Below are 24,700 nucleotides of genomic sequence, written 5' to 3'. Positions count from 1 at the left end.
TGGAGGGTCAGCAGAAGTCGATGAAGGTGGTGTTGGCGTTCTACGGGACGCGTGGTGACGTCGAACCCGGGATCGCGCTCGGCCGCGAGCTCGCGGCGAGGGGACATGACGTCTGTTTGGCTGTTCCGCCTGACCTCGTCGCATTCGCCGAGGCGGCCGGACTGGCTGCGGTCGCCTACGGACCGGACAACCAGACCTGGCTCGAATCGACCCGCAACTTCTGGGCCCGCTTCTTCCGCACCTTCTGGCGGATCAACCAGCTCAAGGACCTGCTGCGGGAATCCCGCGAGCCGGGCCTGCGGGCCTGGGGGCAGATGAGCACCTCGCTGGTTTCCGTCACCCGCGGGGCCGATTTGCTCGTGAGCGGGATGAGCTATCAGGAGCTCGCCTCCAACGTTGCTGAGTACCAGAGGATTCCGCTGGCGACCCTGCTCTGGTTCCCGATCCGGGTCAACGGCCGGCTGTTGCCGGGCATCCCTGCGCCGATCGTGCGGGCGGCGATGACGGCGTACGACTGGCTCGTGTGGCGCGGGGTCAAAACCAGCGAGGACGCGCAACGCCGCGAACTGGGACTGCCCGAAGCGACGGGTTCCGCGCCGGCCCGGATCGCCGCCCGCCGCGGCCTCGAGATCCAGGCCTATGACGACATCTGCTTCCCGGGGCTGGCCGCCGAGTGGGCGCATTGGAACCGTCGCACACCGCCCGAGCGGCCATTCGTCGGCACCCTGACGCTGGAGGCGCCTACCGAATCCGATGACGACGTCATGGACTGGATCGCGTCCGGGACGCCGCCGATCTTCTTCGGATTCGGCAGCATTCCGGTCGAGTCACCGGCGGACACGATCGCGATGATCGTCGCGGCCTGCGCACAGCTCGGCCACCGCGCGCTGGTGGGCGCGGGCTGGAGCGACTTCGACGCCGCCGCGGTGCCACCGCACGTGAAGGTGGTCGGCACGGTCAACTTCGCGACCATATTCCCCTCCTGCCGCGCCGTGGTCCACCACGGTGGCGCGGGCACCACCGCCGCGAGCCTGCGCGCCGGTGTCCCGACGCTGATCCTGTGGATGACGGACGTCCAGGTGGTGTGGGGGACCGCGGTCAAGCGACTGAAAGTCGGTACGGCGCGGCGCTTTTCGAGCACGACCAAGAAGACGCTGATCGCCGATCTGCGCGCTGTCCTCGATCCGGGATGTCAGGTGCGGGCCCGTGCGGTCGCCGCGCAGATGACTCCGCCCGCACAGAGTGCCGCGGCCGCGGCCGACCTGGTCGAGACATATGTCCGTCAGCGGAGGTGATGCGCCCGGACGGCAAGCGGATCCAATGGTGTCGCTTGCGTCAATTTCCCGTTCGGGGTCGGTGCCACGCGCCTATCATCTGCAGTCGTGATCGAGGTTGACGGCATAGCGAAGACGTTCGGTGGTTCAGTCCACGCGCTCCGGGACGTCAGCTTCGCGGTGCCGACGGGGACGGTCTGCGCGGTGCTCGGCCACAACGGGGCCGGTAAGACGACCACGATCAAGATTCTGTCGACCTTGCTGCAGCCGACCTCGGGCCGGGCCCTGGTGGCCGGCTACGACGTGGTCCGTCAACCCGCCAAGGTCCGCGCGAGCATCGGCACCACCGGCCAACTCGCGGCGCTGGACTGGCAGCTGACCGGACGGGAGAACCTCGTCCTGTTCGGCCGGCTACGAGGGTTGCGGCGCAAGAGTGCGCAGTTGCGCGCCGACGTACTGATCGACCAGTTCGACATGGCACACGCCGCTGATCGGCGGGTGCTCAACTACTCCGTCGGTATGCAACGCCGGATCGACATCGCCGCCGCGCTCGTGGTCCCCCCGAAAGTGCTCTACCTCGACGAGCCCACCACGGGACTGGACCCCCGCAGCCGTCGGGCGGTGTGGGATCTGGTCTCCGCCCTGAAGATCCAGGGCGTCACGGTGCTGCTGACCACCCAGTATCTCGAGGAGGCCGACCTGCTCAGCGACTCCGTCGTCGTCATCGACCATGGTCGCGTCATCGCCTCGGGCACGGCCGAGGACCTCAAGCACCGCGTCGGGTACACCTACTGCACGGTGAGCCCGGTCGACCCCCACGACCTGAGCGCGATCTACGACGCGGTCGCAGATCTCGACGGAGCGGAGATCGACGTCGACGCGAACGCCGTGTCGGTGCTCGCCCCGAACGGGGTCGGGACCCTGAGCGAAGTGGTTCGCCGGGTCGACCGGCTCGGGTTCGATCTCGCCGACATCTCTCTGCGCAAGCCGTCGCTGGACGAGGCGTTCCTGCATTTGACCGATCACACGATGCACGACAACGGTCCCGTCCCGAACGACAGCGCCATCGCGTGACCGCCCTCGCCGCGCTGACCGAGCGGGAGGTGCTCGGACAACTCCGCGACGATGTGCCGTTCGCGATCCTGGCGCCGGCCGGCTTCTTCATCGTGTTCCACTTCGCCCTGCGCAACGTGATCGACACGGGCGAGACCAGTTACGCGCAGTACCTCCTGCCGGTCATCATCGTGCAGGTGACGTTGCTCGGCGCCCTGGCGACCGTCGACCGCGCCGCGGTGAACCAGCAGTCCGAGATCGGGGTGCGGCTGCGCACGCTTCCCATCTCCGCCGCGACGCCGCTGATCGCGCGGATGCTGTACTGCCTGCTGCGCGGCTCGATCGCGCTGATGACCGCCGTCGCGATCGGATATCTCTTCGGCTTCCGGATCGTCGGCGGGTTCGGCTACGCGATCGCGTTCGTCGTCCTCGTTCTGGTGTTCACGCTCGCGCTGTCGCTGGGCGCCGACGCAGCGGGCGCCGGCATCGCCGGCTCGGAGATCGCCAGAAGTGGCACCTCCAGTCAGGTGCTGCTCGTGCCGCAGTTGCTGCTGATCATGCTGTCCAGCGGGATGGCGCCGGTCGAGTCGTTCCCCGACTGGCTGCACCCGTTCGTGCGCTACCAACCGGTCTCCCAGGTGACCGAAACCCTGCGGGGGCTGGCGACCGGTCACGTCAACGGCCCGAACCTGGAGGGGACCCTGCTGTGGTGTGGCGGTCTGCTGGTGCTGTTCGGGGCGCTGGCGGTGCGGATACAGAGGCGAGCTGTATGACGGTGGACAACGAGCCGCGCAGCTCCCTACCGGGCGAAAGCCTGGTGTTCGCCCGCAGGCTCTTCACCCACTGGCGCCGGCAACCCGTGGTGCCGATCCAGGCGGTGTTCTTTCCAACATTCCTGCTGGTCACCTACTACCTCCTCGTCGGCGAGTCGGTGATGACCGTCACCGGCGCCGACAGCCTGTACGGCCTCGTGCCCACCTGCGCGGTGGCCGGTGCGATGTTCGGGGCGCTGGCGGCCAGCTTGAGCATCCGGTTCGAACGGGAGGGCGGTCTACTCAGCCGGATGTGGACGCTGCCCGTGCATCGGTCCAGCGCGCTCACCGGCAGGCTGCTCGCCGAGGCGGTACGCACCCTGGTGGCGTCGGCGGTGATCACGGCAGTCGGCATCGGACTCGGACTTCGATTCGAGGGCGGCTGGTTCGACCTGCTGCTGTTCCTGATGGTGCCCGTGGTCGTCGGGGTGATCTTCGCGGCAGCGCTCATCGCGATCGCCGTGCGGACGACGAACAGTTCGGTGCTGATGTGGCTGGCCGTCCCGGCCATCACCGCTGCCTTTGCCAGCTCGGGGTCGCCGCCGGTGGAGCTGCTGCCGGGCGCGGTGCAGCCGCTGGTTCGCTACCAGCCGATGGCGACCGCGATCGGCGCGATGCGCTCCCTGGCCCAGGGCGATTCTGCGCTGTGGCCCCTCGTGCTGGGATGTGCGTGGGCGGTCGCACTGGCAGCGGTGATCCTGCCGCTGGCTGTCCGGGGGTACCGTGCCGCCGCGGAGTCGGGGCCATGAGCACGCCGCGACACCACTCACTGACGAGTCCGTCAATTCGCCGTCGAAAGCCGAGGCGCCGTGTTTAGACTCTGCCCCGGAATGTTTGAGTACGAGAACAGGGGCAGCTCTTGACCGTGACCGACCTTGACGTCCGATCGCTGTATCTCGATCTGCTCCGTCGCAATCTCACGCGGTCCGGCATGCACGAGCGCATCCCGTCGGAATGGCCGCTGCGGCGCCGGGTCCTGTTCAGCGCGGTCAACGCGATCAGTCCGCTGCGCCTGGGGATGAGCCCGTTCTCGGAGAACAAGCGCGATCTGGGGTTGGACTGGCCGGCCGAGGCCGAGACCATGATCGGGATGAAGCGCCTGACGAGCCTGCAGGAGTGCGTCGAGACGGTGTTGGCCGACGACGTCCCCGGCGATCTGATCGAGTGCGGCGTCTGGCGCGGGGGCGCCTGCATCCTGATGCGCGCAGTCCTGGCGGCCTACGGTGACGAGACCCGGACCGTCTGGCTCGCGGACTCGTTCCAGGGAGTGCCCAAATCGGACCCGGACAATTACAAGGCCGACAAGGGGATTCGGGCCGACTTCGCGGCAGGGATCCTCGGGGTGTCCGAAGCCGAGGTCCGAGCTAACTTCGAGCGCTACAAGCTGCTCGACGATCAGGTGCGGTTCCTGCCGGGCTGGTTCAAGGACACGCTGCAGGATGCGCCCATCGAACGAATCTCGGTGCTGAGACTCGACGGTGACCTGTACGAGTCGACGATCCAGGCGCTCGACGCACTGTATCCGCGGCTGTCGCCCGGCGGCTTCTGCATCGTCGACGACTACCGGGCCGTGAAGGCGTGCGAGCTGGCGGTGACCGATTACCGCAACAAGCACGGAATCACCGCGCCCATCGTGGATATCGATGGGACGGGCGTGTTTTGGCGCAGGTGACGGGCCGCACGGGCGCCGGTCGCCACGGCCTTGCCTGACGGGCGGGGCAGGGTTCGCATCGGCGTCCTGGGCGCCGCCACCATCGCACCCCTGGCACTGATCAATCCGGCCCGCGACCATCCCGACGTCGAGGTCACGGCGGTTGCCGCGCGAGACGTGTCCCGCGCCGAAGCCTTTGCCGCACGACACGGCATCCCCCGTGTGCATGACACCTATGCGGCGCTGCTCGCCGATCCCGACGTGGACGCCGTGTACAACCCGCTGCCGAACGGATGGCACGGCAGGTGGACCCGGGCCGCCATCGACGCGGGCAAACACGTCCTGTGTGAGAAGCCGTTCACCGCCAACGCCGCCGAAGCCTGCGAACTGGCCGCAGTCGCGGCCGCCTCGGACCGCGTCGTGATGGAGGCGTTCCATTACCGCTACCACCCACTGACGCTGCGCGCCGAAGAGATCATCGCCTCCGGGGAACTGGGCACACTGCGCCGCGTGGAGGCCGCCTTCTGCTTTCCGCTGCCCAAGTTCTCCGATATCCGCTACGACTATGCGCTGGCCGGCGGCGCGACCATGGACGCGGGCTGTTACGCGGTCCACATGCTGCGCACGTTCGGTGGCTCGACGCCGAAAGTGGTGCAGGCGTCGGCGAAGACGCGTGGTCCCGATATCGACCGGGCGATGACCGCGACGCTTCGCTTCGCCGAGGGGCACACCGGACGGCTGCGGTGTTCGATGTGGTCGAGGGATCTGCTGAATATCACGGCCCGCGTGATCGGTGACCGCGGCGCGCTGAAGGTGATCAACCCCGTGCTCCCGCACCTCTACCACCGGCTCTCCGTACGCTCACCCGACGGCAGGCGGACGGAACGCTTCCCGGGGCGCACCTCGTACGCCCATCAGCTCGACGCGTTCGCAGCCGCGGTACTGCACGGCGAACCGGTGCGGACCACACCCGAGGACGCCGTCGAGAACATGGCCGTCATCGACGAGATCTACACGGCCGCCGGGCTTCCGCTGCGTCGACCCGCGTGATCCGTCATCGCACCACGATCTCGTCCGGCAGCGACGCACCGGAGACCCAACCCGCCACGGTGCGCGCACACAACTCCGGACGGCGCATCGGCCAGTCGTGGCGCAGACCGAGCGCGACGGCCTCGGTGCCGCGCGGCATCGACCGCGCCAGAACAGCGCCCGAGCGGCGCACCGGCATCGGCTCCTTCGATCCGGTCACGAACAGTGCGGGTACCGGCGACGCCGCGAGGCCGGTCGGAACCCCGAATCCGGCGGACTCCGAGACGATCCGGTCGAGTTGCTCTCCGGCGGCCAGACGCGCCAGCAGTCCGGCGGCGTGAAGCGTCAACCGTGGGTACGCCAGTGGGTTGACGAATGTCCCGCACAAAACCGCCCGGTCGACGAGATCCGGTTCGGCCGCCAGGAGGTGGACGGCCACCTGGGCGCCGAGGGAAAAGCCCACCACGGATGCCCTTTCGGATTCGACGCGCGATCGGATGAGTTCGGCCACGGCGTCGGCGGCGCGCCCGATCCCGAACGGGCCGTGTCGTGCACTCGCGCCGAAACCGGGCAGATCCGGCGCGAGGCATCGGTATCCCGGCAGCTGTCCCACGACAGGCTCCCAAGACCAGCCGCTGGTGCGCCCGCCGTGCAGGAAGACGATGGCGGGAGCTGGCATCGGACCCGATTCGCGTACGAACAGATCCATGTCCGGATGCTACGTCGTTGTCCGCCACGTGATCTGCGTCCCACTCCGGTGACGGCAAAGCAGCTCACAGCGGGTGAAACTACTGCTAGCGTCAATTTCATGGCAGACAGCGTGGCGCCGGTGCGCATCGGCATTCTCGGCGCTTCGACCTTCGCCCCGACCACCATGATCAACCCCGCTCGCGACAACGCGGACGTCGTCGTCGCAGCGGTCGGGGCCCGTGACGACGACAGCGCTACCGCGTTCGCCGCCAAGTACGGCATCGCCCGGGCACACGGGAGCTACGAAGCGCTGATCGACGATCCGGACCTCGACGCGGTCTATGTCCTGGTGCCGACCAGCATGCACGGCAAATGGACCAAGGCGGCCCTGGCCGCCGGTAAGCACGTGCTGGTCGAGAAACCCTTCACCGCCAACGGCGCCGAAGCGCTCGAGATCTCGGAGCTGGCGGCCAAGACCGACCGGGTGGTGATGGAGGCGATCCAGTTCCGGCACCATCCGCTGACGCTGCGGGTCCAGGAGATCATCGGCTCGGGGGAGCTGGGCCGACTCGAGCTGGTCGACATCACGCTGTGCGTCATGCTGAGACCGTTCACGGCCAACTGCTACAACTACTCTCTGGCCGGCGGCGCGATGATGGACGCCGGCAGCTACGTGGCCAACATGGCCCGGACCTTCGGTGGATCGACCCCGAAAGTCGTGTCCGCACAGGCGAAGTTGCGCGACCCCCGCGTGGACCGCGCCATGACGGCAGAACTGCACTACCCGGAGGGGCACACCGGGCGCATCCGCTGCGCGCTGTGGTCGGGGAATCTGTTCCGGGCCAGCGCCAGGGTGGTGGGCGAACGCGGCGAGCTGCGGATACTCAGCCCGGCGGCGCCGCATCTGTTCCCCCGGTTGTCGATTAGATCCGGCGGACGCAAGCGGGTCGAGCGCTTCCCCCGGCGGGCCACCTACGCCTATCAGCTCGACACGTTCGCGGCGGCGGTGCTGCACGGCGCGCCGGTGCGAACGACTCCCGAAGACGCCGTCGAGAACATGAGTTTGATCGACGAGGTCTATCGGTGCGCCGGCCTGCCGGTCCGCGAACCGAGCTGAACACCTTCGGCTTGCGAGCCGGTAGGTCAGTTCGCGAAGTGCGCCTGGTCGATGTGTGAAGCGACCCGCAGGGCATTGGCGGCGACCGTCAGACTGGGATTCAGTCCGGCGCTCGACGGGAAGAACGACGTATCGACGACGTAGAGGTTCTCGACCTCGTGCGCCCGGTTGTGCGGATCGAGCACGCTGGTCCGGGGATCGGTGCCGAAACGGCATGTGCCGCAGACGTGCCCGAGATTGGCGTTGTTCCTACCGCTGCCCAGGGCGCGGGTGCGGAACGGTGCCAGTGTCGCCTTGAAGAGCTGGAGGAACGCCGCGTGCCGCGCGGTCTCGCCCGGGTGCAGCCGGTACTGGATCCGCATCCGCTGCCGACCGTCTGCGGTGCTGCTGTCGCTGAGCAGGACGCGGTTGTCCAGGTAGGGCAGATCCTCCATCATCGCAGCCAGAACCAGACCGCCGGTGAAGAACCGCTCGTAGACCTGGCGAACGGCGGGAGCCATCATCCGCATGGCCTTACCCCGGGCGCCGGGTCGGTTGATCACCCACTCCATCGGAGGTATCGCGCCGAAGGACTGGACGGTGCCGTACTTCTGTCCCTCCCAGATGTAGAAGTCGTTGAGACCGATCTCCTTGTTGGCGGCCGTGATCGACGAGTCGCGGTCGAGCCAGACCTCGATCGGATCGAGCAGGTGGCGCATCAGGTTGCGCCCGACCCAGTCCGAGCCGTTGGCGAGCCCGCGCGGCCAGTCGCCGGAGCGGGAACCGAGCAACAGCACCGGCGTGGCCAGCGCGCCGGCGGCCAGTACGACCACGTCAGCGGTCAGCGCGAACGTCCGGCCCGCCTGCTCACAGATCACACGCCGGACCCGGGTGCGATCGGCGTCCAGGCGCACGACCCGGGCGTCCGCCAGTAGCGCGGCGCCGTATTCGGTGACCGCGGGCAGGACGCAGTTGCGAGCGGCGTCGTTCTTGCACGGCCGGTCACACAGATACGTCTGACACGTGGTGCATCCGGGGGTGTAGTCGCATGCCATCGGCAGGTGATAGGGGTGCAGTCCCTGGCCGAGCAGGTGATCGACCAGCGGACGGTTGTCCGCCGAGAACGGCGGTGCGGCAGGCAGGCACGCGGCCCGGGGTCGGAGTGGATCGGGCTGTCCGCGCACGCCGAGGAGGCGTTCGGCTTCGGAATACCACTGAGCCATCTCGTCGTAGCTGACCGGCCAGGCTTCCGGCACCGTCGAATCGCCCGGATCGGCGAAGTTCTGCCGGGGCGTGAAGTCCTCGGCGAAGAACCGCTCGCACACCATGCCGTAGAGCGCCGAGGACCCGCCGGTGCCGCTGCCGATGAACGGGACGAAGCGCTTCGGGAAGCGGCCGCTGATGTCCTCGACCTCGTCGGTCGACCGTCCGGCGCGGGCGAGCGTCTCGTAGTACGTCTCGGCCGAACGGGTCCCCTCGGGCGCCGCCAGTTCCGGCACCGCAGCGCGGATCGTGCCCGGCGTCCCCGGAAGTGTCGAACGCCCCTTCTCCACGAAGAGCACCCTGCGACCCGAGCGGGCCAGCCGGTGGCCCAGCGTCCCGCCACCCATACCGGCGCCGACGACGATCACGTCCCACGGCATGCGTTCGGCGTCGCGGGCGTCCAACACGCCGTCAGTCAAATCCCACTCCTGCGCGGTGAGGCCCAAAAGAGGTGAGTATCTGGGCGATTCGGGATCGTATCAACCGTCGGTCACCGCCGACCGCAGAACGCTTACTCATGCGTCAAAAAACCGCCATAATGGCCGGACCCGACATCGTGCGGGCCCGTCGACCGGAGAGGCCCAGATCCACACATGAAGTTGGTGCTGTCGAGCTACGGCGGTCGCGGCGACGTCGAACCCGCGGTCGTCGTCGGGCGCGAATTGCAACTCCGAGGCCATCAGGTGACGATCGCCGTCCCGCCGAATCTGGTGGGATTCGCCGAATCCGCCGGACTGCACGCTGCCGCATATGGTTTGGATTCGGCCCCGATCCTGGAACTGCAGCGCAGGTACTTCACGTGCTATTCGCGTACCCCGTGGAAGCTCAAGGAGATCAACGGGATGGCTCGCGAGACCGAGCGGTTCGCCGCCGAGTGCTGGGCGGAGATGACCACCACACTGCATGCGCTGACCGACAACGCCGATCTGCTCCTGACCGGGCTGATCTTCGAGCAACCCGCTGCCAATGTCGCCGAGTCCCGCGATATCCCGTTGGTGACGTTGCAGTATTTCCCGTGCCGGGCGCACGGTCAGCTGCTGCCGTTCCTGCCGCCGCCGCTGAGCCGCCTGGCGATGCATGGCAATGACTGGGCGGCGTGGCGGGGGACGCGCGCCGCCGAGAACATCCAACGCCGGGGGATCGGGCTTACCGACGCCACCGCACCGGCGCCGCGGCGAATCGCCCAGCGAGACGCCCTGGAGATCCAGGCCTACGACGAGGTGTGCTTTCCGCGGTTGGCGACGGAATGGGCGACGTGGAACAGCAGGCGGCCACCGCGCCGACCGTTCGTCGGCGCCCTGGCGATGGCGTCACCGACCGACGCGGACGAGCAGGTCGCGGCGTGGATATCGGCGGGCACCCCACCGATCTTCTTCGGCTTCGGCAGCGTGCCGATCGCATCCCCGGCCGATATGGTCGCCATGGTCGCAGCGGCCTGTACCGAGCTGGGACATCGTGCCGTCATCGGCGCCGGCGGAACAGATTTCGGTGACGTACCCCAGTTCGAGCACGTCAAGGTCGTCGGGCAGGTGAACTACGCGACGGTGTTCCCGACCTGTCGCGCCGTGGTGCACCACGGGGGATCGGGCACCCTCGCCGCCTGTCTGCGGGCGGGCGTCCCGCAGCTGATCCTGTGGACGCTGCCCGATCAGCCGTTCTTCGCCGCTGCGCTCAAGCGCCTCAAGGTGGGAGCGGGCCGGCGGTTCTCCACGACCACCGAGAAGACGCTGACCGGCGATCTGCGCCGCATCCTCAACCCGGAATATGCGGTCCGCGCGCGCGAGATCGCGCCGCGGATGAGTACCCCGGCCCAGAGTGCTGCGGCGGCAGCCGACCACATCGAAGAGTTCGCAGGTCTGACCACCGCGGTGTGACACCGCCAGTTTGCCAACGAGCCCGGCGCGCGGTGCGCCGGGCGGCGCTAGTTGCGGATCAGAAACCCGTTCGGCGCGAATGTGAAGCCGAACTTGTCCTCGCGTTCGGTGTCATGCGTGTAGTCGTCCGGGAACTCGGCTTTGTAGGCCTCGATCGCTTCATACGGCCCGGGGCCCCATCCCGGCAATACCGGGTGTCCGTTCACGCAGGAATCCTCGACCAGAAGATAGTCGCCGGCGGAAAGCAGCGGCCGCAGAAGTTTCATTTCAGCCAGCACATGATCCTTGGAGTGATCGCTGTCGAGAATGGCGAAAATTCGGCCGGGATATTCCTTCTTCAGCTGTTCGATACGGTCGGTGATGGCCGGCTCGATCGAAGAGGATTCGATGAACAGAATGTCCGGATCCGCCGTCGCCGCGGGATCGAGGCGCTGGTGGCTGATGTCGACCGACAGCACCTTGAACGGGACGCCAACACGCTGCATGATGTGCGCAAAGAACAACGCCGACCCGCCGCGGTTGGAGCCGAATTCGATGATCAACGACGGTTTCACATCGAAAAGGATCTCCTGGTAATTCCACATGTCGGCGACTGATTTCCAGCACTCGACACCCAGCCACGTGGTCTTGTTCCAGACGAAGGTGTTGTAGTACCACTTGTGGTATTCCTCGCCCTCCGTACCGGTGGGCTGATAGAAGAAGATCGACGCCGCAGAGTTCACCACTCGCCGCAGTGACTTCGCCGTATTCACGGCGATTCGCCCCACAGCTTTGATGTCCATTTCACCCGGCGCGTACACGGGACCTTCGCGCCGCAGGGCCAGGTTCGTGCGCCCTGGATTTTGTTCTTCGGTTCTCTGACGCCTTTGCACGGCCGCAGAGTAGCAGCAGAAGTAGTGCCGGGCGGGCGTCTGGACGAACTCCGTCGGAGCGGACCTACACGTCGGCGGGCCGCGCCGCACGGGCAGCCGACTACTGCCGTCGCGGCTTCGCCAAAAATCGCAATACACGCATGATTGACGGATGCGTTAGTTAGACTCCCGCCGTAGCCGGGGGCTAGAGGGTCCTCACTGTGACGTCGCCGAACTCCGCGAGGGGGACTGAAAGGCTTGGTACCGCATGGCTAGGGGCGCGTTCGGACGCAGCGACGCCGAGATCGATCTTCTCGTCCGCGGCATGCGCTCGGGGATCGCGGTCGTCGGCTTCGGATACATCGGCACGGTGATCGGCGCCGTGCTGGCCGACCGCGGTTGGCCGGTGACCGGCATCGATGTCCGCCAGAGTGTTGTCGACGACATCAACATGGGCAGGACCGCCATCGCCGAGCCGGGCCTCAGCGAAATGGTGGCCGACGCTGTCCGTGTCGGGAAACTCCGTGCGACAACCGATTTCAGCGCCGTCGCCGACAACGACTTCGTCATCGTGAACGTCGGCACGCCGCTGGGCCCCGATTACGAGCCCATCGTCGACGACATCGAGGCCGCGGCGCGTGCGGTCGGGGAACACCTGCTACCCGGCCACGTGGTGATCCTCAAGAGCACCGTGCCGCCCGATACCACGGAGACGCTCGTCCGGCCCATCCTCGAAAAGGCGTCGGGTCTGCGCGCCGGAGTCGACTTCGGTCTGGCCTTCTGTCCGGAGCGGCTCGCCGAGGGGCAGGCCATCCGTGAACTCACGTCGATCCCGGTGGTGGTCGGCGCGGTCGACGAGTCCAGTGCGAGGGCCTGCTCGGCGCTGTGGCGACATGCGCTGGGCGTGGAGTCGGTGATCGTCGAAGACCCCAGAACCGCCGAGATGGTCAAGCTCGCGGACAATGTGTGGGTCGACCTCAACGTCGCGCTGGCCAATGAGCTGGCCAAGGTGTGCGACCGGCTCGGGATGGATGCGCTGCAGGTCATCGAAGCGGCCAACACGATGCCCAAGGGCGGTCACCCCGTCAACATCCTGCGCCCGAGCATGGGGGTCGGCGGCTACTGCCTGACCAAGGATCCGTGGTTCGTCAACCATCTGGGACAGTCGCTGGGGCTGGAGCTGCACATCCCGCGCACGTCGCGGACCGTCAACGACACCATGCCCGGCTACACCTACGGCCTGCTCGAACAGCTGCTCGCCGATCAGGGAAAAACCGTCGCGGACAGCAAGATCGCGGTACTGGGCATCGCGTTCAAGAACAACACCGGCGACTGCCGGCTCACGCCGACAAAATACATCGTGTCGCTGCTCGAAGAGTCCAACTGCCAGCTGTCGATCCACGATCCGTGGGTGATCGACGAGGAAGCCCTCTCGGTGACAACGATCCCGCTGACCCCCGACATCGAGTCCGCGGTCAAGGACGCCGACGCCGTGGTTGTGCTCGCGGGCCACCGTGAATTCCATCAGATCCCGTTGACGCGGCTGGCCGATCTGACCGCAGCCGGATGCGTGTTCCTCGACGGCCGCAACAGCTTCGACCCGGCGGCAGTGCGTGCCGCCGGTTTCGTCTACAAGGGCGTCGGGCGCTGACCGGCCCCTTCCTGGAACGAGAAAAGAGCAACGATGTCCCATGTCGTCGTGACAGGTGGCTACGGCTTCGTCGGATCCCACCTGGTCACCGCGTTGTTGAACCGTGGCGATTCGGTCACGGTCTTCGACTATGCCCGTAACACCCGCGACACCAGCATCGACTTCGACCGCCACCCCGGATTCCGCTTCGTCCAGGGCGATGTCACCGATCTGAGCTCACTGCAGGCTGCGGTGACCCCCGACGTCGACACGGTGTTCCACCTCGCCTCGGTCGTCGGGGTGAACAAGTACGTCGAAGACCCGCTGCGCGTCGTGGATGTCAGCGTGATCGGCACGCGCAATGTGTTGGAGGTCAGTCGCCAGTGCGGGGCGCGCGTGGTATTCACCAGCACCTCCGAGGTGTACGGGAAGAACCCGAGCACGCCGTGGGCGGAGGATGACGACCGCGTGCTGGGGTCGACCAGAACGGCGCGGTGGAGCTACAGCACCAGCAAGGCGATGGCCGAGCACATGGTCTTCGGGATGCACGACGCCTATGGCCTGCCGGTGACGGTCGTGCGGTTCTTCAATGTGTATGGGCCGCGGCAGAATCCGATCTTCGTGATCTCGCAGAGCATCCACCGGATTCTCAACGGCAGAGAACCGCTGCTCTACGACTCCGGTGAGCAGACGAGGTGCTTCACCTACGTCGACGACGCGGTGGCCGGCACGCTGCTCGCCGCCGACAGCGACGCGGCGATCGGTGAGGTCTTCAACATCGGGAGCATGACCGAGACGACGATGCGCGACGCCGTCGACCTCGCCATCAAACTGGCCAAGGTGGATTCGGTGTCGAGCACCGCGGCCTTCGACACCGTGGAACGCTACGGCGCCCGCTACGAGGACATTCCGCGTCGCGTACCCGATTCGACGAAGGCGCAGCGTCTGCTGGGCTGGCGGCTGCAGGTCGACCTCGAAGAGGGCATCCGCCGCACGATCGACTGGGCGCGCGACAACCCGTGGTACCTCGAGGAACGCGGTGACGGAGACCAGAACTGAACGCCGCGCGCGGCGCCCGCGTCTATGGACGCGAGGCGGGGGATAAAGCGACCTCGCGATGAAGGTGGTCCTGGCTAGCTGGGGGAGCCGTGGCGAGGTCGAGCCACTGGCAGCCGTCGGGCGAGAACTGACGCACCGGGGGCATGACGTGCTGATGGCTGTGCCGCCCGACATGGTCGGCTTCACGGAGTCGGCGGGTCTGGAAGTGGTCGAGTACGGACCCGAATGGCATCCCTTCAGCGATGCGTACCGCGATTACTGGACCTTTTTCTTCCGTAACCCGTGGCGGATTCAGAAGCTCGGACAGATGTGGAGAGAGGTGTCCGACCCGCTGCTGAGGTCGCGGCCGCAGGTCAGCGCGACACTCTCGTCCCTGCTGCAGGATGCCGACCTACTGCTGACCGGAATGAACTTCGAGGAGACCGCAGCCAACGTCGCGGAATGCCTCGACGTCCCACTGGCCACGCTGCACTGGTTCCCGCTGCGGGCCAACGGGCAGCTCGTACCCTTGCTGCCGGCACCTCTCGGCCGGCGTCTGATGACAGTGCTCGAGTGGCTGTCGTGGCGCGGCGCGAAGAGGACGGAGGACACCCAACGTCGCGAGCTAGGGCTTCCGAAGGTCAACAGGCCGTGGCAGACCCGCATCGCCGGGCGGGGATCGCTGGAGCTCCAGGCCTACGACGAGGTGTGCTTTCCGGGGCTGGCCGGCGAATGGGCGCAATGGAATGCGCAGCGGCCCGCCAAGCGGCCCTTCATCGGCACATTGGCGTTGGAGTTGACCACCGACGCCGACGAGGACGTCCTGTCTTGGATCGCGGCCGGGCCGCCACCGATCTTCTTCGGCTTCGGCAGCATGCCGCTGAAGTCACCGTCCGCGACGGTTGCCATGATCGCTTCGACGTGCGCCCGTTTGGGTGAGCGAGCGCTGATCGGCACGGCCGGAGCGGATTTCAGCGATGTGCCCCAGTTCGAGAACGTCAAGGTCGTCGGGCTGGTCAACTTCGCCGCGGTATTCCCGGTGTGCCGTGCCGTGGTCCACCACGGCGGTGCGGGCACCACGGCGGCGAGCCTTCGTGCCGGCGTCCCCATTCTGATCCTGTCGACGGACTTCAATCAGGCCCTCTGGGGCGCGCAGATCAAGAAGCTGGGCGTCGGCCTCACACGTCGATTCACGAGTTGTACCGAGAAATCCCTGGCCGAGGACTTGCGCCGTTTGCTGTCTCCCGAGTTCATCGGTCCGGCCCAGCGGGTCGCGTCACAGATGACCAAGCCCCACGAGAGCGCCGTCGTCGCAGCTGACCTCATCGAGGAGTACGTCAATCACGCCCGGATGTGCCCGCCGTGACCGAACTCGATCACGCGCGGATGCCGGCGCGCGAGCAGGGGAAGGGCGACGATCTATGAAGTTCGTGCTGGCAAGTTGGGGCAGTCGCGGCGAAGTCGAGCCATGCGCGGCGGTAGGTCGGGAGCTAGTGCGTCGAGGACACGATGTCTGGATGGCGGTTCCGCCCGACCTGGTCGGCTACGCATCGTCCGCTGTGCCGCAAACGGTCGGATTCGGATCGGATCTGCAGGCGATGATGGACGCGTACCGAGACTTCTGGACCGGCTTCTTCCGCAGCCCTTGGCGGATCCGCGAGATGAACGCGTTGCTGCAAGAGATGTGGCAGCCCCTCAACAGCAGTTGGGGTGAGATGAGCAGAACCTTGACGGCACTCACCGACGGATCGGATCTGCTGTTGACGAGCAATGTCGGCTTCGAGGTGCAAGCCGCCAATGTGGCGGAATACCGCAACATTCCGTTGGCCACGCTCCATTGGTATCCGATGCGTCCCAATGGTCAACTCGCGCCGTTTCTCCCCGCGCCGGTGGCTCGCTCAGCGATGGCGACTTACGACTGGCTGTCGCGCGGAGGTTGGGCGAGAAAGGTCGAAGCTCTACAGCGTCGCGAACTGGGTCTGCCAAAGGCCAGAGGACCATGGCCGCAGCGGGTGGTCGACCGGCGCCCACTGGAGTTGCAAGCGTATGACGACGTGTGCTTTCCCGGCCTGGCCGATGAATGGGCGAGGTGGAACGGCCAGCGCCCCTTCGTCGGTGCGCTCACGCTGGAATTGGAGACCGACGCGGATGAGGAGGTCGCATCGTGGATCTCAGCGGGGAAGCCGCCCATCTTCTTCGGATTTGGCAGTATGCCCGTCGAATCGCCCTCCGAGACACTGGCAATGATCGCCTCTGCCTGCGCGCGGTTGGGGGAGCGGGCATTGGTCTGCGCAGGGTGGGATGACTTCGGCGCCGCAGACCGATTCGAACACGTCAAGGTCGTGGGCGTGGTGAACTTTGCCTCGGTTTTTCCCCAGTGTCGCGCTGTGGTCCATCACGGCGGCGCAGGCACTACAGCATTGGGGTTGCGCGCGGGAATGCCGACGCTGGTGTTGTCGACCGATGCCAACCAAGCTCTGTGGGGGGCGCAGATCAAACGCTTGAAAGTTGGTACCGGCCGGCGCTTCTCGGCGACAGACGAGGCGACGCTTGTGGCCGACCTGAGAACCATCCTCGAGCCGCAATACGGCGTCAGAGCCCGGGCACTCGCGACCCAAATGACCGCGCCCGCAGATGGGGCCGCGGCCGCCGCTGATTTGGCGGAAAGATTTGCAGCGGTTAGACAGAGGGGTTGATCCGTCTACGTCCTGCGGCGTTGTCGCTGCTAGTGGGTTGATCCCGGTTGACGGAGCAATAGGCTAGTTCCGGATCAGGAAACCGTTCGGTGCGAAAGACCATCCGAATTTCGTCTCCCGTGCTCGGTCGTGGGAGTAGTCGCTGGGGAACTCGCGCTCGTACGCTTCGATGGCTTCGTACGGTCCAGGTCCCCAATCGGGAAGCACCGGATGTCCGTTGAGAAGTGAGTCTTCCACCACGAGGTAATCGCCGGAAGAGAGCAGCGGCCGAAGCAGTTTCATCTCTGCGAGTACGTGATTCATCGAGTGATCACTGTCCAGGATGGCGAAGACCTTCCCCGGGTACTCACGCTTGAGGCTGGTGATGAGTTCGGCGACAGAGGCGTCCGCCGAAGATGATTTCACGAACAGGACATCCGGGTCCTGTCGGGCTGCCGCGGCCAACCGTCCGTGGTCGATGTCCACCGAGACGAGTTTGAACGGTCGGCCGATCTGCCTCATCGCATTGGCGAAGAACAGGGCTGAGCCGCCGCAGAAAGTGCCGAACTCAATGACCAGCGAGGGCTTCAGCTCATGCAGGATCTCTTGATAGTTCCACATGTCGCTGACCGACTTGTACGTCTCGATGCCCATCCAGGTGGTGGTCCGCCACACCAGGGTATTGAAGTACCACTTGTGGTACTCCTCAGATTCAGAGCCCGTCGGTTGGTAGAACGTGTTCGGATACTGCGTCTGAATGGCGTTGGCCAACTTCCGCACCAGAACGGGCGGCGTGACGTCGGAGTTTCTACCCATTGCGTCCTCTCACTTCACGATCCGCACGTTGTCTGTGTGTGCGGATCTCATAATTTGACTCGGCATGCGACGTGTTGTCCCTCGGATCTTCCCGAGCGAGATCGGAAGATGTTGCGCGCCTTGGATTCGCTACCCCTACGGCTTAGCGCGTTTGATACGCGATCCAGTCGAGTAGGGCCGGTAAACCATCCTCGAGTTGCCACTTCGGGTACCAATTGAGTTCCTTCGTCGCGGGCTCGATATCGCAACGTGCCGCGCGGACGTCACCGTCCCTGAACTTCGCCACGAGGACAGGATCGGGCGCTCCGCAGAGTCGAGCCACTGTGGAGGCCATGTCGCGGATGGTGGCCGGCGTGCCGGAACCGATATCGAGGCAGCGCACATGCTGAGCAGGCGCCGCCACGGTGGCGAAGAGCGCCTCGACGACATCGTCGACATAGACGAAATCCCGCAAGATGTTCCCGTCCTCGTACACTTCGAGCGCGTGCTTCTCGCGTGCCAATCGCGCGAAAAGGGCGACGATCCCGGTGTACGAGTTGAACAACGACTGACCGGGGCCGTACACGTTCTGCAGACGGAGAATGCTGAACTTGGCATCATGCGCGGCAGTCCACGCGGCCATGACATGTTCTTGAGCAAGCTTCGTCGCGGCGTAGATATTGGTGGGCCGCGGCTCTGTCCGGCCGGCACAGCTCGCCAGGGGGACTGCAGGTTCACCGGACGGGCTCTGGGGATCCCAGATGCCGGCCGCGAGCTGAGCGTGGCTGCGGGGACGCGGGTAGAAGACCTGTTCGCCTGACTGCCACGCGCCCTCCCCGTACACGGCTCTCGACGAAGCGAGCACGATCTGTTCCGGCACATGCCCTTTGCGGCTCAATGCATCCAGCAATTGCGTGGTGCCCACGACGTTCACGGAGCTGTGCCGCGTCGCCTCCGACAGCGACTGCGCCGTCCCCGTTTCCGCTGCCAGGTGGACGATCTGGGAGGGTGAGAACAATCGGAGGACGGCGTCCCAGTCGGGCGCGTGCGTGACGTCTCCGGTGAACAGGCGCACAGACGGCGGCAAGCTGATCGGCACCCCGTCCGGATGCACCTGCGGGTGGAAGACGTCGAACACCGCAACTTCGTGTCCAGCATCAGTCAGGCGACGAGCCAACGCGGACCCGATGAAGCCCGCACCGCCACTGATGAGTACGGATGTCGACATCAACTGCCCCTTCCGGTTTCCCATCGGGAAACGACATCCCGAGTAATAATACCGTAAGCGTTAATAACGGCTTTGCGGAGCGAAATCCGCGTCGCGCGGTGTTCTACGACCTCGCGGATGGCGGCGAACAGGAGGGTGTCGGTGGCTGCCATCGATAGGCAGACGGTGGACCATACCGATCTTCATCGGCTCTGGAAGGCGATCGCGATCGGCATCGGGCTTGCGGTGGTCGTGATGGCTCCGGCCCTGATGGCCGCGGTCGGCATTCTCGCCGTGGTGCTTCTGTGTGGCCGCATGGTCTACCGGGGTGGCGACCGCTTTATACCGAACCTCTACGCCAGAGATACGCGCTCGTACGACAAAGCTTATGGCGCCTTCATCCGGCAGAGCCTTGCAAGTCTGCGGACTAAGAAGATCGCTGGTCATACGCTGTTGTGGGAGGCCTCGCGACTTCCCGCCCCTACTGTTGACGGCGCACCCGAGCTAGTTCTGGATCTGGGCGTGTGGATCGGATGGTCAACCAGACTGGCTGCAGAGGCGTCCGGTCGGAAGGTCTATGGGTTCGACACGTTCACCGGCCTGGTGGAGGACTGGCAGATCGACGATCAGACCCTCATCAAGCAGGGCACGTTCTCGATCTCCGAACCTTTTGCGCGACAATTCATCCGGGACACCGGTGTCAGCCTCGATCGCGGCGTCCCCACCGCGCTCGGTCGCGATGTGGAATTCATCCAGGGGAGCACGTACGACACGTTGGAGCCGTTTCTGACTGAGCGGCCCGGCGCTGCCATCCGGCTCTTTCACATGGACCTGGATACCTATGAGAGTTGCTTGCACGCGCTCGAGACGTGCAAGGACCGTTTCGTCGAGGGATCGATCCTGGTGTTCGACGAGTACCTGGTCACGAATGGCGAAATGCGCGCGTTCTACGAGTTTCAGGAGCGGTACGGGCTGGAGTGGAAGTACCGCGCATGGGGTTTGGAGATCATGGAGATGAATGTCCACATGGTCGCCTCTCCCGTCAAACGGCTGTGGTACGCGGTCGACTGGATTTCGCGGTATTGGCTGCGCGGCGACGGGCGCTATGTATGGCAGGTGCTCGACAAGCGGTTCTGGCGTTTCTGGCTCGGGGCGCCGATCGGCGACATCATCTTCATGTTGGGTGCCGCCGGCCAGCGGAAGTCGGTCAGTATCGAGATCACCGGACTGGGCGGGCTCCAGCGGAGTCGCAGTCAGCCGGCGTAAGCCGGAGTGCTGGGACCCGTCGGCGACTGCAGTCGAAGGCCTCACCCAACCGATCGAAGCTCGCGGTTGACCAACGTGCCGACGAATCCGCCGCCGAGTCCGGGCATCTCGGCATGGAACAGCACCACGGCCTGCACGGCGACCGCGCGCAACCCCTCGATATCCGCGCGGAACCGCCACGACGGCGAGCCCTTGTCCTGCCTACCACCAGCCCGCACGGCGCTGTCCCTTCGACGCAATGTCAAATTCGGACGGACAACCCCGATCGGTCGGAAGAAAAATTATCATATCCGTCAGTATTTGCCGTCGACTCGACCAAATGTCCGGTGCGAACGCCTAGTCTGCTAGCCGTGACCCTGGAGGAGAACCGGTGAGCGTCGTCGACGGGCAGACCGCAGATCGGATCGGCAGGAAGCCGGTCGACCGGACGACCCTGCACCGCGTGTGGCGGGCGATCCTCGTGCTCATCGCCCTCGGCTTCGCCACCGCCTGCTATTTCGTGCCGGTTCTGCTCGCCGTCGTCGCGGGACTCGTTCTGGTCCTCGGATGCGCCCGCCTGCTCTACCGCGGCCGGGACCGCTACATCCCGAACCTGTACGCGCGGGACACCCGGGTCTACGAGGACGACTACCGGAGCTTCATCACCGACACGCTTGCGGATCTGCGGCAGTGCAGGATTCCTGATCACACGCTCCTGCGCGAGGCCTCGCGACTGGCTCCGCCGCCGGGTGCCGGCGCCGACGCGCTGGTGCTCGACCTGGGCGTGTGGATCGGATGGTCGACACGGCTCACCGCAGATGCGAGCGGTTTCCGGGTCTACGGCTTCGACACGTTCGAGGGTCTGGTCGAGGACTGGCAGGTCGACGATCAAGTGGTCATCAAGCGCGGGACCTTCTCGCTGACCGAACCCCTGGCCAAACGGTTCATCGCCGACACCGGCGTCAGCCTGCGTGACGGGATCCCGCCTGCGCTGGGCCGCGGCGTCGAGTTCATCAAGGGCAGTACCTACGACACGCTCGAACCGTTCCTCGCGGCCAGGCCCGGGGCCCCGATCGCGTTGTTCCACATGGATCTCGACACCTACGAGAGTTGTCTGCACGCGTTGGAGACCTGTAGGGACCGCTTCGTCGAGGGATCGATCCTCGTCTTCGACGAGTACCTCGTGACCAACGGCGAGATGCGGGCGTTCTACGAGTTCAGCCGTAGGTACGGACTCCAGTGGCGCTACCGGGCCTGGGGTCTGGAGATCTGGGAGATGAACATCGAGATGGTCGCCTCGCGCTGGAAGCGCCTGGCGTACTACCTCATTCTCATCGCCGGGTACTGGTCGCTGGGCGACGGCCGTTACGTGTGGGCCTTCTTCGACAAGCGCTTCTGGCGGTTCTGGCTCGGCGCACCGATCGGCGACATCCTCTTCATGCTCGGCGCCGCCGGTCAGCGGAAGTCGGTCAGCCTCGAGATCACCGGTCTCGGGCGCCTACTCGATAACCGCTGACGAAAAGCTCAGCCGCGGTTGGCGATCCAGGTGGTGGTGAACGCCATCACCGAAGGGATGTTCGCCGCGAGATCGGCTCCGATCGTCTTCTCGAGTTTGCCGCCCACCAGCGGAAGCCTGACCTCCACCCGGCCTTCGAAACTCATCCGGGCGCCCGCGGCCGTCGGGGCCAACCAGGACCTCCCGGTGCACGACCCCAACCCGCCGGACACCGTGACGTCGATGTCGCCCTGCATCCGGCGCTCCTCGGGCCGCCACGTCTCGCGGTAGCGCATCGTCACGTCACCGGGCACCAGGCGGGCGATCGCCCCCGGCATCAGTTGCCGCCCGAGGTACTGGGTGTAGTGCACCGCCACCGTTCCGTCCTCGCCGATGTCCAGCGCATCGAGCGTGGTCTCGGCGGGGCTGCCGGTCAGGCGATCCAACCAGTACTCCCGGTGACCGAAGGCCGCGTGGATCTCGGAGACAGCCGCCGTCGACTCTGCCGTGCCGGTGAACGAACGTGCCATTGCCGCACCCCTGTCGTGGTCGCCGACACGCCGTCGGCGAGTTGGCCCATTTTATGGACGCGTGCGTCAGTTTATGGGCAGGATCGTCGCGTGGATATCAACGACGGGCTCGTGAAGCTGGCCGACGCATGGCCCGGAATGAACCGGATCAGGGCCGTGCAGCGCGCGCTCGAGGGCCGGGTGAACCCGGTCTACCTCGAGATCGGCGTCTCGCGCGGTCAGGCCTTCCAACGGATCAGCGCCGACGTGAAGATCGCCGTCGACCCCGCCTTCCGGCTCACCCCGCGCACCCGCGAACTCGCCGACGCCAAGGGCCGAAGCACCCATTACTTCGAGACGACCAGCGACGCGTTCTTCGAGAACGAGGCCGCATTCCTCGACGAGCACCCCATCGACGTCGCGCTCATCGACGGTCTGCACACCTATGAACAGGTAGTGCGCGACGTCGAATACACCGTGCGCCACCTGTGCGATGACGGCGTCATCTTCCTGCACGACTGCAACCCGCCGTTCGAACTGGCCGGGCGCCGGGCGAACTCGTGGGACGAGTTCATCGCCGGGCAGAAGGGCCCGCTGGTCATCGGCATCTGGAACGGCGACGTGTGGAAGGCCATCGTCCACCTGCGCAGCACCCGCCCCGACCTCCTGGTCGGCGTCTTCAAGTGCGATCAGGGCGTCGGCTTCGTCCGCAAGGGCACGCCGGAGACCACGCTGTCCTACACCCCGGCGCAGATCGAGGCACTCACCTACGCCGATCTCAAAGCCGACCGGAAGCGACTGCTGAACCTCAAGTCCCCCCGGTATCTCGACGAATTCCTGGGGGCGAACGCCGGATCGTCTCCCCGATAGGCGGCGCGTCCCGATGAAAATCGTGTTGGCCACATGGGGGAGTCGCGGCGACATCGAACCCTCGGCCGCCGTCGCCCGCGAACTCGCCCGGCGCGGACACGACGTGTGCATCGCGGTCCCGCCCGATCTGGTGGGGTTCACCGAGAAAGCCGGAATCCCCTCCGTGGGCTTCGGCCCCGATTCGGCGAGCATCCTCGATGCCCACCGCGATTTCTGGACGTGCTTCTTTCGCAGCCCGTGGCGCCTGCGGCAGATGATCCGGTCGCGGGTGCAGATCGCCGGTCCGCTGCTCCAGGGGTGGCAGGAGATGAGCGCGACGTTGATGTCGCTGGCCGACGGGGCCGACCTCATCTTCACCGGCATCAACTTCGAGGACGCCGCCGCCAACGTCGCTGAGCACTACGACATTCCGCTGGCCACCCTGCACTACTTCCCGCTGCGGCCCAACGGCCAGATCCTCACGTCGCTTCCTGCGCCGGTGGGCCACGCGCTGGTGCGAGCCTTCTGGTGGCTGTCGTGGCGGGTGACCAAGAAGGTCGAGGACGAGCAGCGCCGGAACCTCGGTCTGCCGCAGTCGACGGGTTCGGCGCCGCGGCGGATCACCGAACGCGGCTCCCTCGAGGTGCAGGCCTACGACGAGGCATGCTTCCCCGGTCTTGCCGACGAATGGGCCGGGGGCGACGGTACGCGCGAGTTCAACAGACCGTTCGTCGGCACGCTGACCCTGGGCTTGGCGACCGAGACCGACGCGGAGGTGACGCGCTGGATCGAAGCGGGCACGCCCCCGATCTACTTCGGCTTCGGCAGCATCCCCGTCGAGTCCCCGGCCGACACCATCGCGATGATCGGCAACGCCTGCGCGCAGCTGGGGCAACGGGCTCTCATCGGCGCCGCAGGAACCGATTTCAGCAAAGTGCCGCACGGCGAGCACGTCAAGGTGGTCGGCGCGCTGAACTATCCGGCCGTATTCCCGCTGTGCCGGGCGCTCGTGCACCACGGCGGCTCGAGCACCACACCGATCGGCATGCGCGCCGGCGTGCCCCAGCTGATCCTCTACTGGGACATGGTGCACGCGATCTACGGCGCCGCCGTCAAGAGGCTGGGGGTAGGTACGGCGCGGCGCTTCTCGACCGCCACCGAGGCGTCCCTGGTGTCGGACCTGCGCAGCATCCTCGACCCGCAGTGCGTCGCGCGGGCCCGCGCGCTGGCGCCCCGGATCACCGAACCCGCCGTGAGCTCGGCCTCGGCGGCCGACCTGCTGGAGAAATTCGTCCGAGCCCAACGGGTGAGCTGACCAGCGCAGACGCTTCGGTCGTTGAGGTGACAACGATCACAGACGGTGAAAGTGATTACACGCAGGCGGAAACTTGGCAAACTGTTACCCCAACGTCAATTAGATTCGGGAGACCTGTGAGCACCAATCCGTTCGACGACGACTCGGGCAGCTTCTTCGTCCTGGTCAACGACGAGGGACAGCACAGCCTGTGGCCGACCTTCGCGGAGGTGCCCGCCGGGTGGCGAGCCGTCCACGGCGAGGCGCCCCGTGCGGAATGCCTGGAGTACGTCGAACAGCACTGGACCGACATCCGGCCGAAGACTCTGCGTGAGCGGCTGCCGGCGGGCGGGGCTTCGGATAACTAGAA

24 protein-coding genes are annotated in these 24,700 nt (G+C 66.1%); 17 read left to right on the top strand and 7 right to left on the bottom strand.

The window, feature by feature from the left end; translation table 11 throughout:
• Positions 1 to 20: 20 nt before the first annotated feature.
• The 6 genes from A5757_RS22565 to A5757_RS22540 all read left to right on the top strand — a co-directional run bounded on the left by A5757_RS22565 (position 21) and on the right by A5757_RS22540 (position 5,840).
• Entirely contained in the window at positions 21 to 1,295 is a 1,275-nt protein-coding gene (locus A5757_RS22565; protein WP_066839216.1) for a glycosyltransferase, read from the top strand.
• Positions 1,296 to 1,382: 87 nt separating this feature from the next.
• Positions 1,383 to 2,348 carry a daunorubicin/doxorubicin resistance ABC transporter ATP-binding protein DrrA gene (locus tag A5757_RS22560; RefSeq protein ID WP_066839146.1) on the top strand — a complete coding sequence of 322 codons (966 nt, stop codon included), beginning with the start codon at positions 1,383 to 1,385 and terminating at the stop codon, positions 2,346 to 2,348.
• Positions 2,345 to 3,100, top strand: coding sequence for an ABC transporter permease (locus A5757_RS23515; protein WP_066839142.1), 756 nt, complete (start codon positions 2,345 to 2,347; stop codon positions 3,098 to 3,100). Before A5757_RS22560 ends, A5757_RS23515 begins: the two co-directional genes overlap by 4 nt.
• Positions 3,097 to 3,888: an ABC transporter permease gene (locus A5757_RS23510; RefSeq protein ID WP_066839139.1), complete on the top strand. Its 792-nt coding sequence runs from the start codon at positions 3,097 to 3,099 to the stop codon at positions 3,886 to 3,888. The genes A5757_RS23515 and A5757_RS23510 overlap by 4 nt, the downstream gene beginning before the upstream one ends.
• Positions 3,889 to 3,998: 110 nt before the next feature.
• Positions 3,999 to 4,811, top strand: a complete 813-nt coding sequence (locus A5757_RS22545; protein WP_066839137.1) for a TylF/MycF family methyltransferase — start codon at positions 3,999 to 4,001, stop codon at positions 4,809 to 4,811.
• A 30-nt stretch (positions 4,812 to 4,841) separates the two neighbouring features.
• Positions 4,842 to 5,840 carry a Gfo/Idh/MocA family protein gene (locus tag A5757_RS22540; RefSeq protein ID WP_066839134.1) on the top strand — a complete coding sequence of 333 codons (999 nt, stop codon included), beginning with the start codon at positions 4,842 to 4,844 and terminating at the stop codon, positions 5,838 to 5,840.
• 4 nt (positions 5,841 to 5,844) lie between these two features.
• Here the strand turns inward: A5757_RS22540 and A5757_RS22535 are convergent, their stop codons facing one another.
• On the bottom strand, positions 5,845 to 6,528 hold the full coding sequence (locus A5757_RS22535; protein ID WP_066839130.1) for an alpha/beta fold hydrolase: 684 nt from the start codon (positions 6,526 to 6,528) through the stop codon (positions 5,845 to 5,847).
• Positions 6,529 to 6,627: 99 nt separating this feature from the next.
• Between A5757_RS22535 and A5757_RS22530 the strand changes: the two genes are divergently transcribed.
• On the top strand, positions 6,628 to 7,626 hold the full coding sequence (locus A5757_RS22530) for a Gfo/Idh/MocA family protein (protein ID WP_066839127.1): 999 nt from the start codon (positions 6,628 to 6,630) through the stop codon (positions 7,624 to 7,626).
• A gap of 26 nt (positions 7,627 to 7,652) precedes the next feature.
• Here A5757_RS22530 and A5757_RS22525 read toward each other — a convergent pair whose 3' ends face one another.
• Positions 7,653 to 9,287 carry a GMC oxidoreductase gene (locus A5757_RS22525; RefSeq protein WP_066839213.1) on the bottom strand — a complete coding sequence of 545 codons (1,635 nt, stop codon included), beginning with the start codon at positions 9,285 to 9,287 and terminating at the stop codon, positions 7,653 to 7,655.
• Positions 9,288 to 9,461: 174 nt separating this feature from the next.
• Between A5757_RS22525 and A5757_RS22520 the strand changes: the two genes are divergently transcribed.
• The gene (locus tag A5757_RS22520; protein ID WP_066839124.1) at positions 9,462 to 10,742 is read left to right on the top strand and encodes a glycosyltransferase; all 1,281 of its coding nucleotides are present in this window, start codon (positions 9,462 to 9,464) and stop codon (positions 10,740 to 10,742) included.
• Between the two features lie 47 nt (positions 10,743 to 10,789).
• Here the strand turns inward: A5757_RS22520 and A5757_RS22515 are convergent, their stop codons facing one another.
• Positions 10,790 to 11,524, bottom strand: a complete 735-nt coding sequence (locus A5757_RS22515) for a rhamnosyl O-methyltransferase (protein ID WP_156618670.1) — start codon at positions 11,522 to 11,524, stop codon at positions 10,790 to 10,792.
• Between the two features lie 337 nt (positions 11,525 to 11,861).
• Here A5757_RS22515 and A5757_RS22510 point away from each other — a divergent pair, with 337 nt between their 5' ends.
• The 4 genes from A5757_RS22510 to A5757_RS22495 are packed head-to-tail and all read left to right on the top strand — an operon-like array spanning position 11,862 to position 16,957.
• A complete protein-coding gene (locus tag A5757_RS22510; RefSeq protein ID WP_082929625.1) occupies positions 11,862 to 13,244 on the top strand; it encodes a nucleotide sugar dehydrogenase in 1,383 nt (460 codons plus the stop codon).
• A 33-nt stretch (positions 13,245 to 13,277) separates the two neighbouring features.
• The gene (locus tag A5757_RS22505; protein ID WP_066839122.1) at positions 13,278 to 14,282 is read left to right on the top strand and encodes an NAD(P)-dependent oxidoreductase; all 1,005 of its coding nucleotides are present in this window, start codon (positions 13,278 to 13,280) and stop codon (positions 14,280 to 14,282) included.
• A gap of 58 nt (positions 14,283 to 14,340) precedes the next feature.
• Complete coding sequence (locus tag A5757_RS22500; protein WP_066839120.1) at positions 14,341 to 15,627, top strand: glycosyltransferase; 1,287 nt, start codon at positions 14,341 to 14,343, stop codon at positions 15,625 to 15,627.
• Between the two features lie 55 nt (positions 15,628 to 15,682).
• A complete protein-coding gene (locus A5757_RS22495) occupies positions 15,683 to 16,957 on the top strand; it encodes a glycosyltransferase (protein WP_066839118.1) in 1,275 nt (424 codons plus the stop codon).
• A 63-nt stretch (positions 16,958 to 17,020) separates the two neighbouring features.
• On the opposite strand, the gene A5757_RS22490 is transcribed toward A5757_RS22495, so the two are convergent.
• Positions 17,021 to 17,707 (bottom strand): rhamnosyl O-methyltransferase, encoded by a 687-nt coding sequence (locus A5757_RS22490; RefSeq protein WP_066839205.1) that lies wholly within the window; start codon positions 17,705 to 17,707, stop codon positions 17,021 to 17,023.
• A 187-nt stretch (positions 17,708 to 17,894) separates the two neighbouring features.
• Positions 17,895 to 18,959 carry an NAD(P)-dependent oxidoreductase gene (locus A5757_RS22485; protein WP_066839202.1) on the bottom strand — a complete coding sequence of 355 codons (1,065 nt, stop codon included), beginning with the start codon at positions 18,957 to 18,959 and terminating at the stop codon, positions 17,895 to 17,897.
• 141 nt (positions 18,960 to 19,100) lie between these two features.
• On the opposite strand from A5757_RS22485, the gene A5757_RS22480 reads away from it, so the two are divergent.
• Positions 19,101 to 20,204 carry a class I SAM-dependent methyltransferase gene (locus tag A5757_RS22480; protein WP_066839199.1) on the top strand — a complete coding sequence of 368 codons (1,104 nt, stop codon included), beginning with the start codon at positions 19,101 to 19,103 and terminating at the stop codon, positions 20,202 to 20,204.
• 41 nt (positions 20,205 to 20,245) lie between these two features.
• Here the strand turns inward: A5757_RS22480 and A5757_RS23355 are convergent, their stop codons facing one another.
• Positions 20,246 to 20,422 carry a hypothetical protein gene (locus A5757_RS23355; RefSeq protein ID WP_156618658.1) on the bottom strand — a complete coding sequence of 59 codons (177 nt, stop codon included), beginning with the start codon at positions 20,420 to 20,422 and terminating at the stop codon, positions 20,246 to 20,248.
• 152 nt (positions 20,423 to 20,574) lie between these two features.
• Here A5757_RS23355 and A5757_RS22475 point away from each other — a divergent pair, with 152 nt between their 5' ends.
• Complete coding sequence (locus A5757_RS22475) at positions 20,575 to 21,699, top strand: class I SAM-dependent methyltransferase (RefSeq protein WP_066839117.1); 1,125 nt, start codon at positions 20,575 to 20,577, stop codon at positions 21,697 to 21,699.
• Between the two features lie 8 nt (positions 21,700 to 21,707).
• On the opposite strand, the gene A5757_RS22470 is transcribed toward A5757_RS22475, so the two are convergent.
• Positions 21,708 to 22,208 carry a DUF2505 domain-containing protein gene (locus A5757_RS22470; protein WP_066839115.1) on the bottom strand — a complete coding sequence of 167 codons (501 nt, stop codon included), beginning with the start codon at positions 22,206 to 22,208 and terminating at the stop codon, positions 21,708 to 21,710.
• Between the two features lie 138 nt (positions 22,209 to 22,346).
• Here A5757_RS22470 and A5757_RS22465 point away from each other — a divergent pair, with 138 nt between their 5' ends.
• The 3 genes from A5757_RS22465 (at position 22,347) to A5757_RS22455 (ending at position 24,698) form a co-directional block, all read left to right on the top strand.
• Positions 22,347 to 23,057, top strand: a complete 711-nt coding sequence (locus tag A5757_RS22465; protein ID WP_066839196.1) for a class I SAM-dependent methyltransferase — start codon at positions 22,347 to 22,349, stop codon at positions 23,055 to 23,057.
• Between the two features lie 13 nt (positions 23,058 to 23,070).
• Positions 23,071 to 24,351, top strand: coding sequence for a glycosyltransferase (locus A5757_RS22460; RefSeq protein ID WP_066839112.1), 1,281 nt, complete (start codon positions 23,071 to 23,073; stop codon positions 24,349 to 24,351).
• Between the two features lie 116 nt (positions 24,352 to 24,467).
• Complete coding sequence (locus A5757_RS22455; RefSeq protein ID WP_066839109.1) at positions 24,468 to 24,698, top strand: MbtH family protein; 231 nt, start codon at positions 24,468 to 24,470, stop codon at positions 24,696 to 24,698.
• Positions 24,699 to 24,700: the final 2 nt, after the last annotated feature.

The sequence above is a fragment of the Mycobacterium sp. 852013-51886_SCH5428379 genome (genome assembly GCF_001665575.1).
Taxonomy (GTDB): domain Bacteria; phylum Actinomycetota; class Actinomycetes; order Mycobacteriales; family Mycobacteriaceae; genus Mycobacterium.
Note: the sequence above shows the minus strand (reverse complement) of the source record. Positions and strands in the feature narration are given on the sequence as shown.

Excerpts from the sequence above, each read along its gene's own strand:
- A5757_RS22495 (WP_066839118.1), top strand. The coding sequence starts at position 15,683 with ATGAAGTTCGTGCTGGCAAGTTGGGGCAGTCGCGGCGAAGTCGAGCCA.
- A5757_RS22530 (WP_066839127.1), top strand. The coding sequence starts at position 6,628 with ATGGCAGACAGCGTGGCGCCGGTGCGCATCGGCATTCTCGGCGCTTCG.
- A5757_RS22535 (WP_066839130.1), bottom strand. The coding sequence starts at position 6,528 with ATGGATCTGTTCGTACGCGAATCGGGTCCGATGCCAGCTCCCGCCATC.
- A5757_RS22505 (WP_066839122.1), top strand. The coding sequence starts at position 13,278 with ATGTCCCATGTCGTCGTGACAGGTGGCTACGGCTTCGTCGGATCCCAC.
- A5757_RS22485 (WP_066839202.1), bottom strand. The coding sequence starts at position 18,959 with ATGTCGACATCCGTACTCATCAGTGGCGGTGCGGGCTTCATCGGGTCC.
- A5757_RS22460 (WP_066839112.1), top strand. The coding sequence starts at position 23,071 with ATGAAAATCGTGTTGGCCACATGGGGGAGTCGCGGCGACATCGAACCC.
- A5757_RS22470 (WP_066839115.1), bottom strand. The coding sequence starts at position 22,208 with ATGGCACGTTCGTTCACCGGCACGGCAGAGTCGACGGCGGCTGTCTCC.
- A5757_RS23510 (WP_066839139.1), top strand. The coding sequence starts at position 3,097 with ATGACGGTGGACAACGAGCCGCGCAGCTCCCTACCGGGCGAAAGCCTG.
- A5757_RS22515 (WP_156618670.1), bottom strand. The coding sequence starts at position 11,524 with ATGGACATCAAAGCTGTGGGGCGAATCGCCGTGAATACGGCGAAGTCA.
- A5757_RS22465 (WP_066839196.1), top strand. The coding sequence starts at position 22,347 with ATGAACCGGATCAGGGCCGTGCAGCGCGCGCTCGAGGGCCGGGTGAAC.
- A5757_RS22520 (WP_066839124.1), top strand. The coding sequence starts at position 9,462 with ATGAAGTTGGTGCTGTCGAGCTACGGCGGTCGCGGCGACGTCGAACCC.
- A5757_RS22510 (WP_082929625.1), top strand. The coding sequence starts at position 11,862 with ATGGCTAGGGGCGCGTTCGGACGCAGCGACGCCGAGATCGATCTTCTC.
- A5757_RS22565 (WP_066839216.1), top strand. The coding sequence starts at position 21 with ATGAAGGTGGTGTTGGCGTTCTACGGGACGCGTGGTGACGTCGAACCC.
- A5757_RS22500 (WP_066839120.1), top strand. The coding sequence starts at position 14,341 with ATGAAGGTGGTCCTGGCTAGCTGGGGGAGCCGTGGCGAGGTCGAGCCA.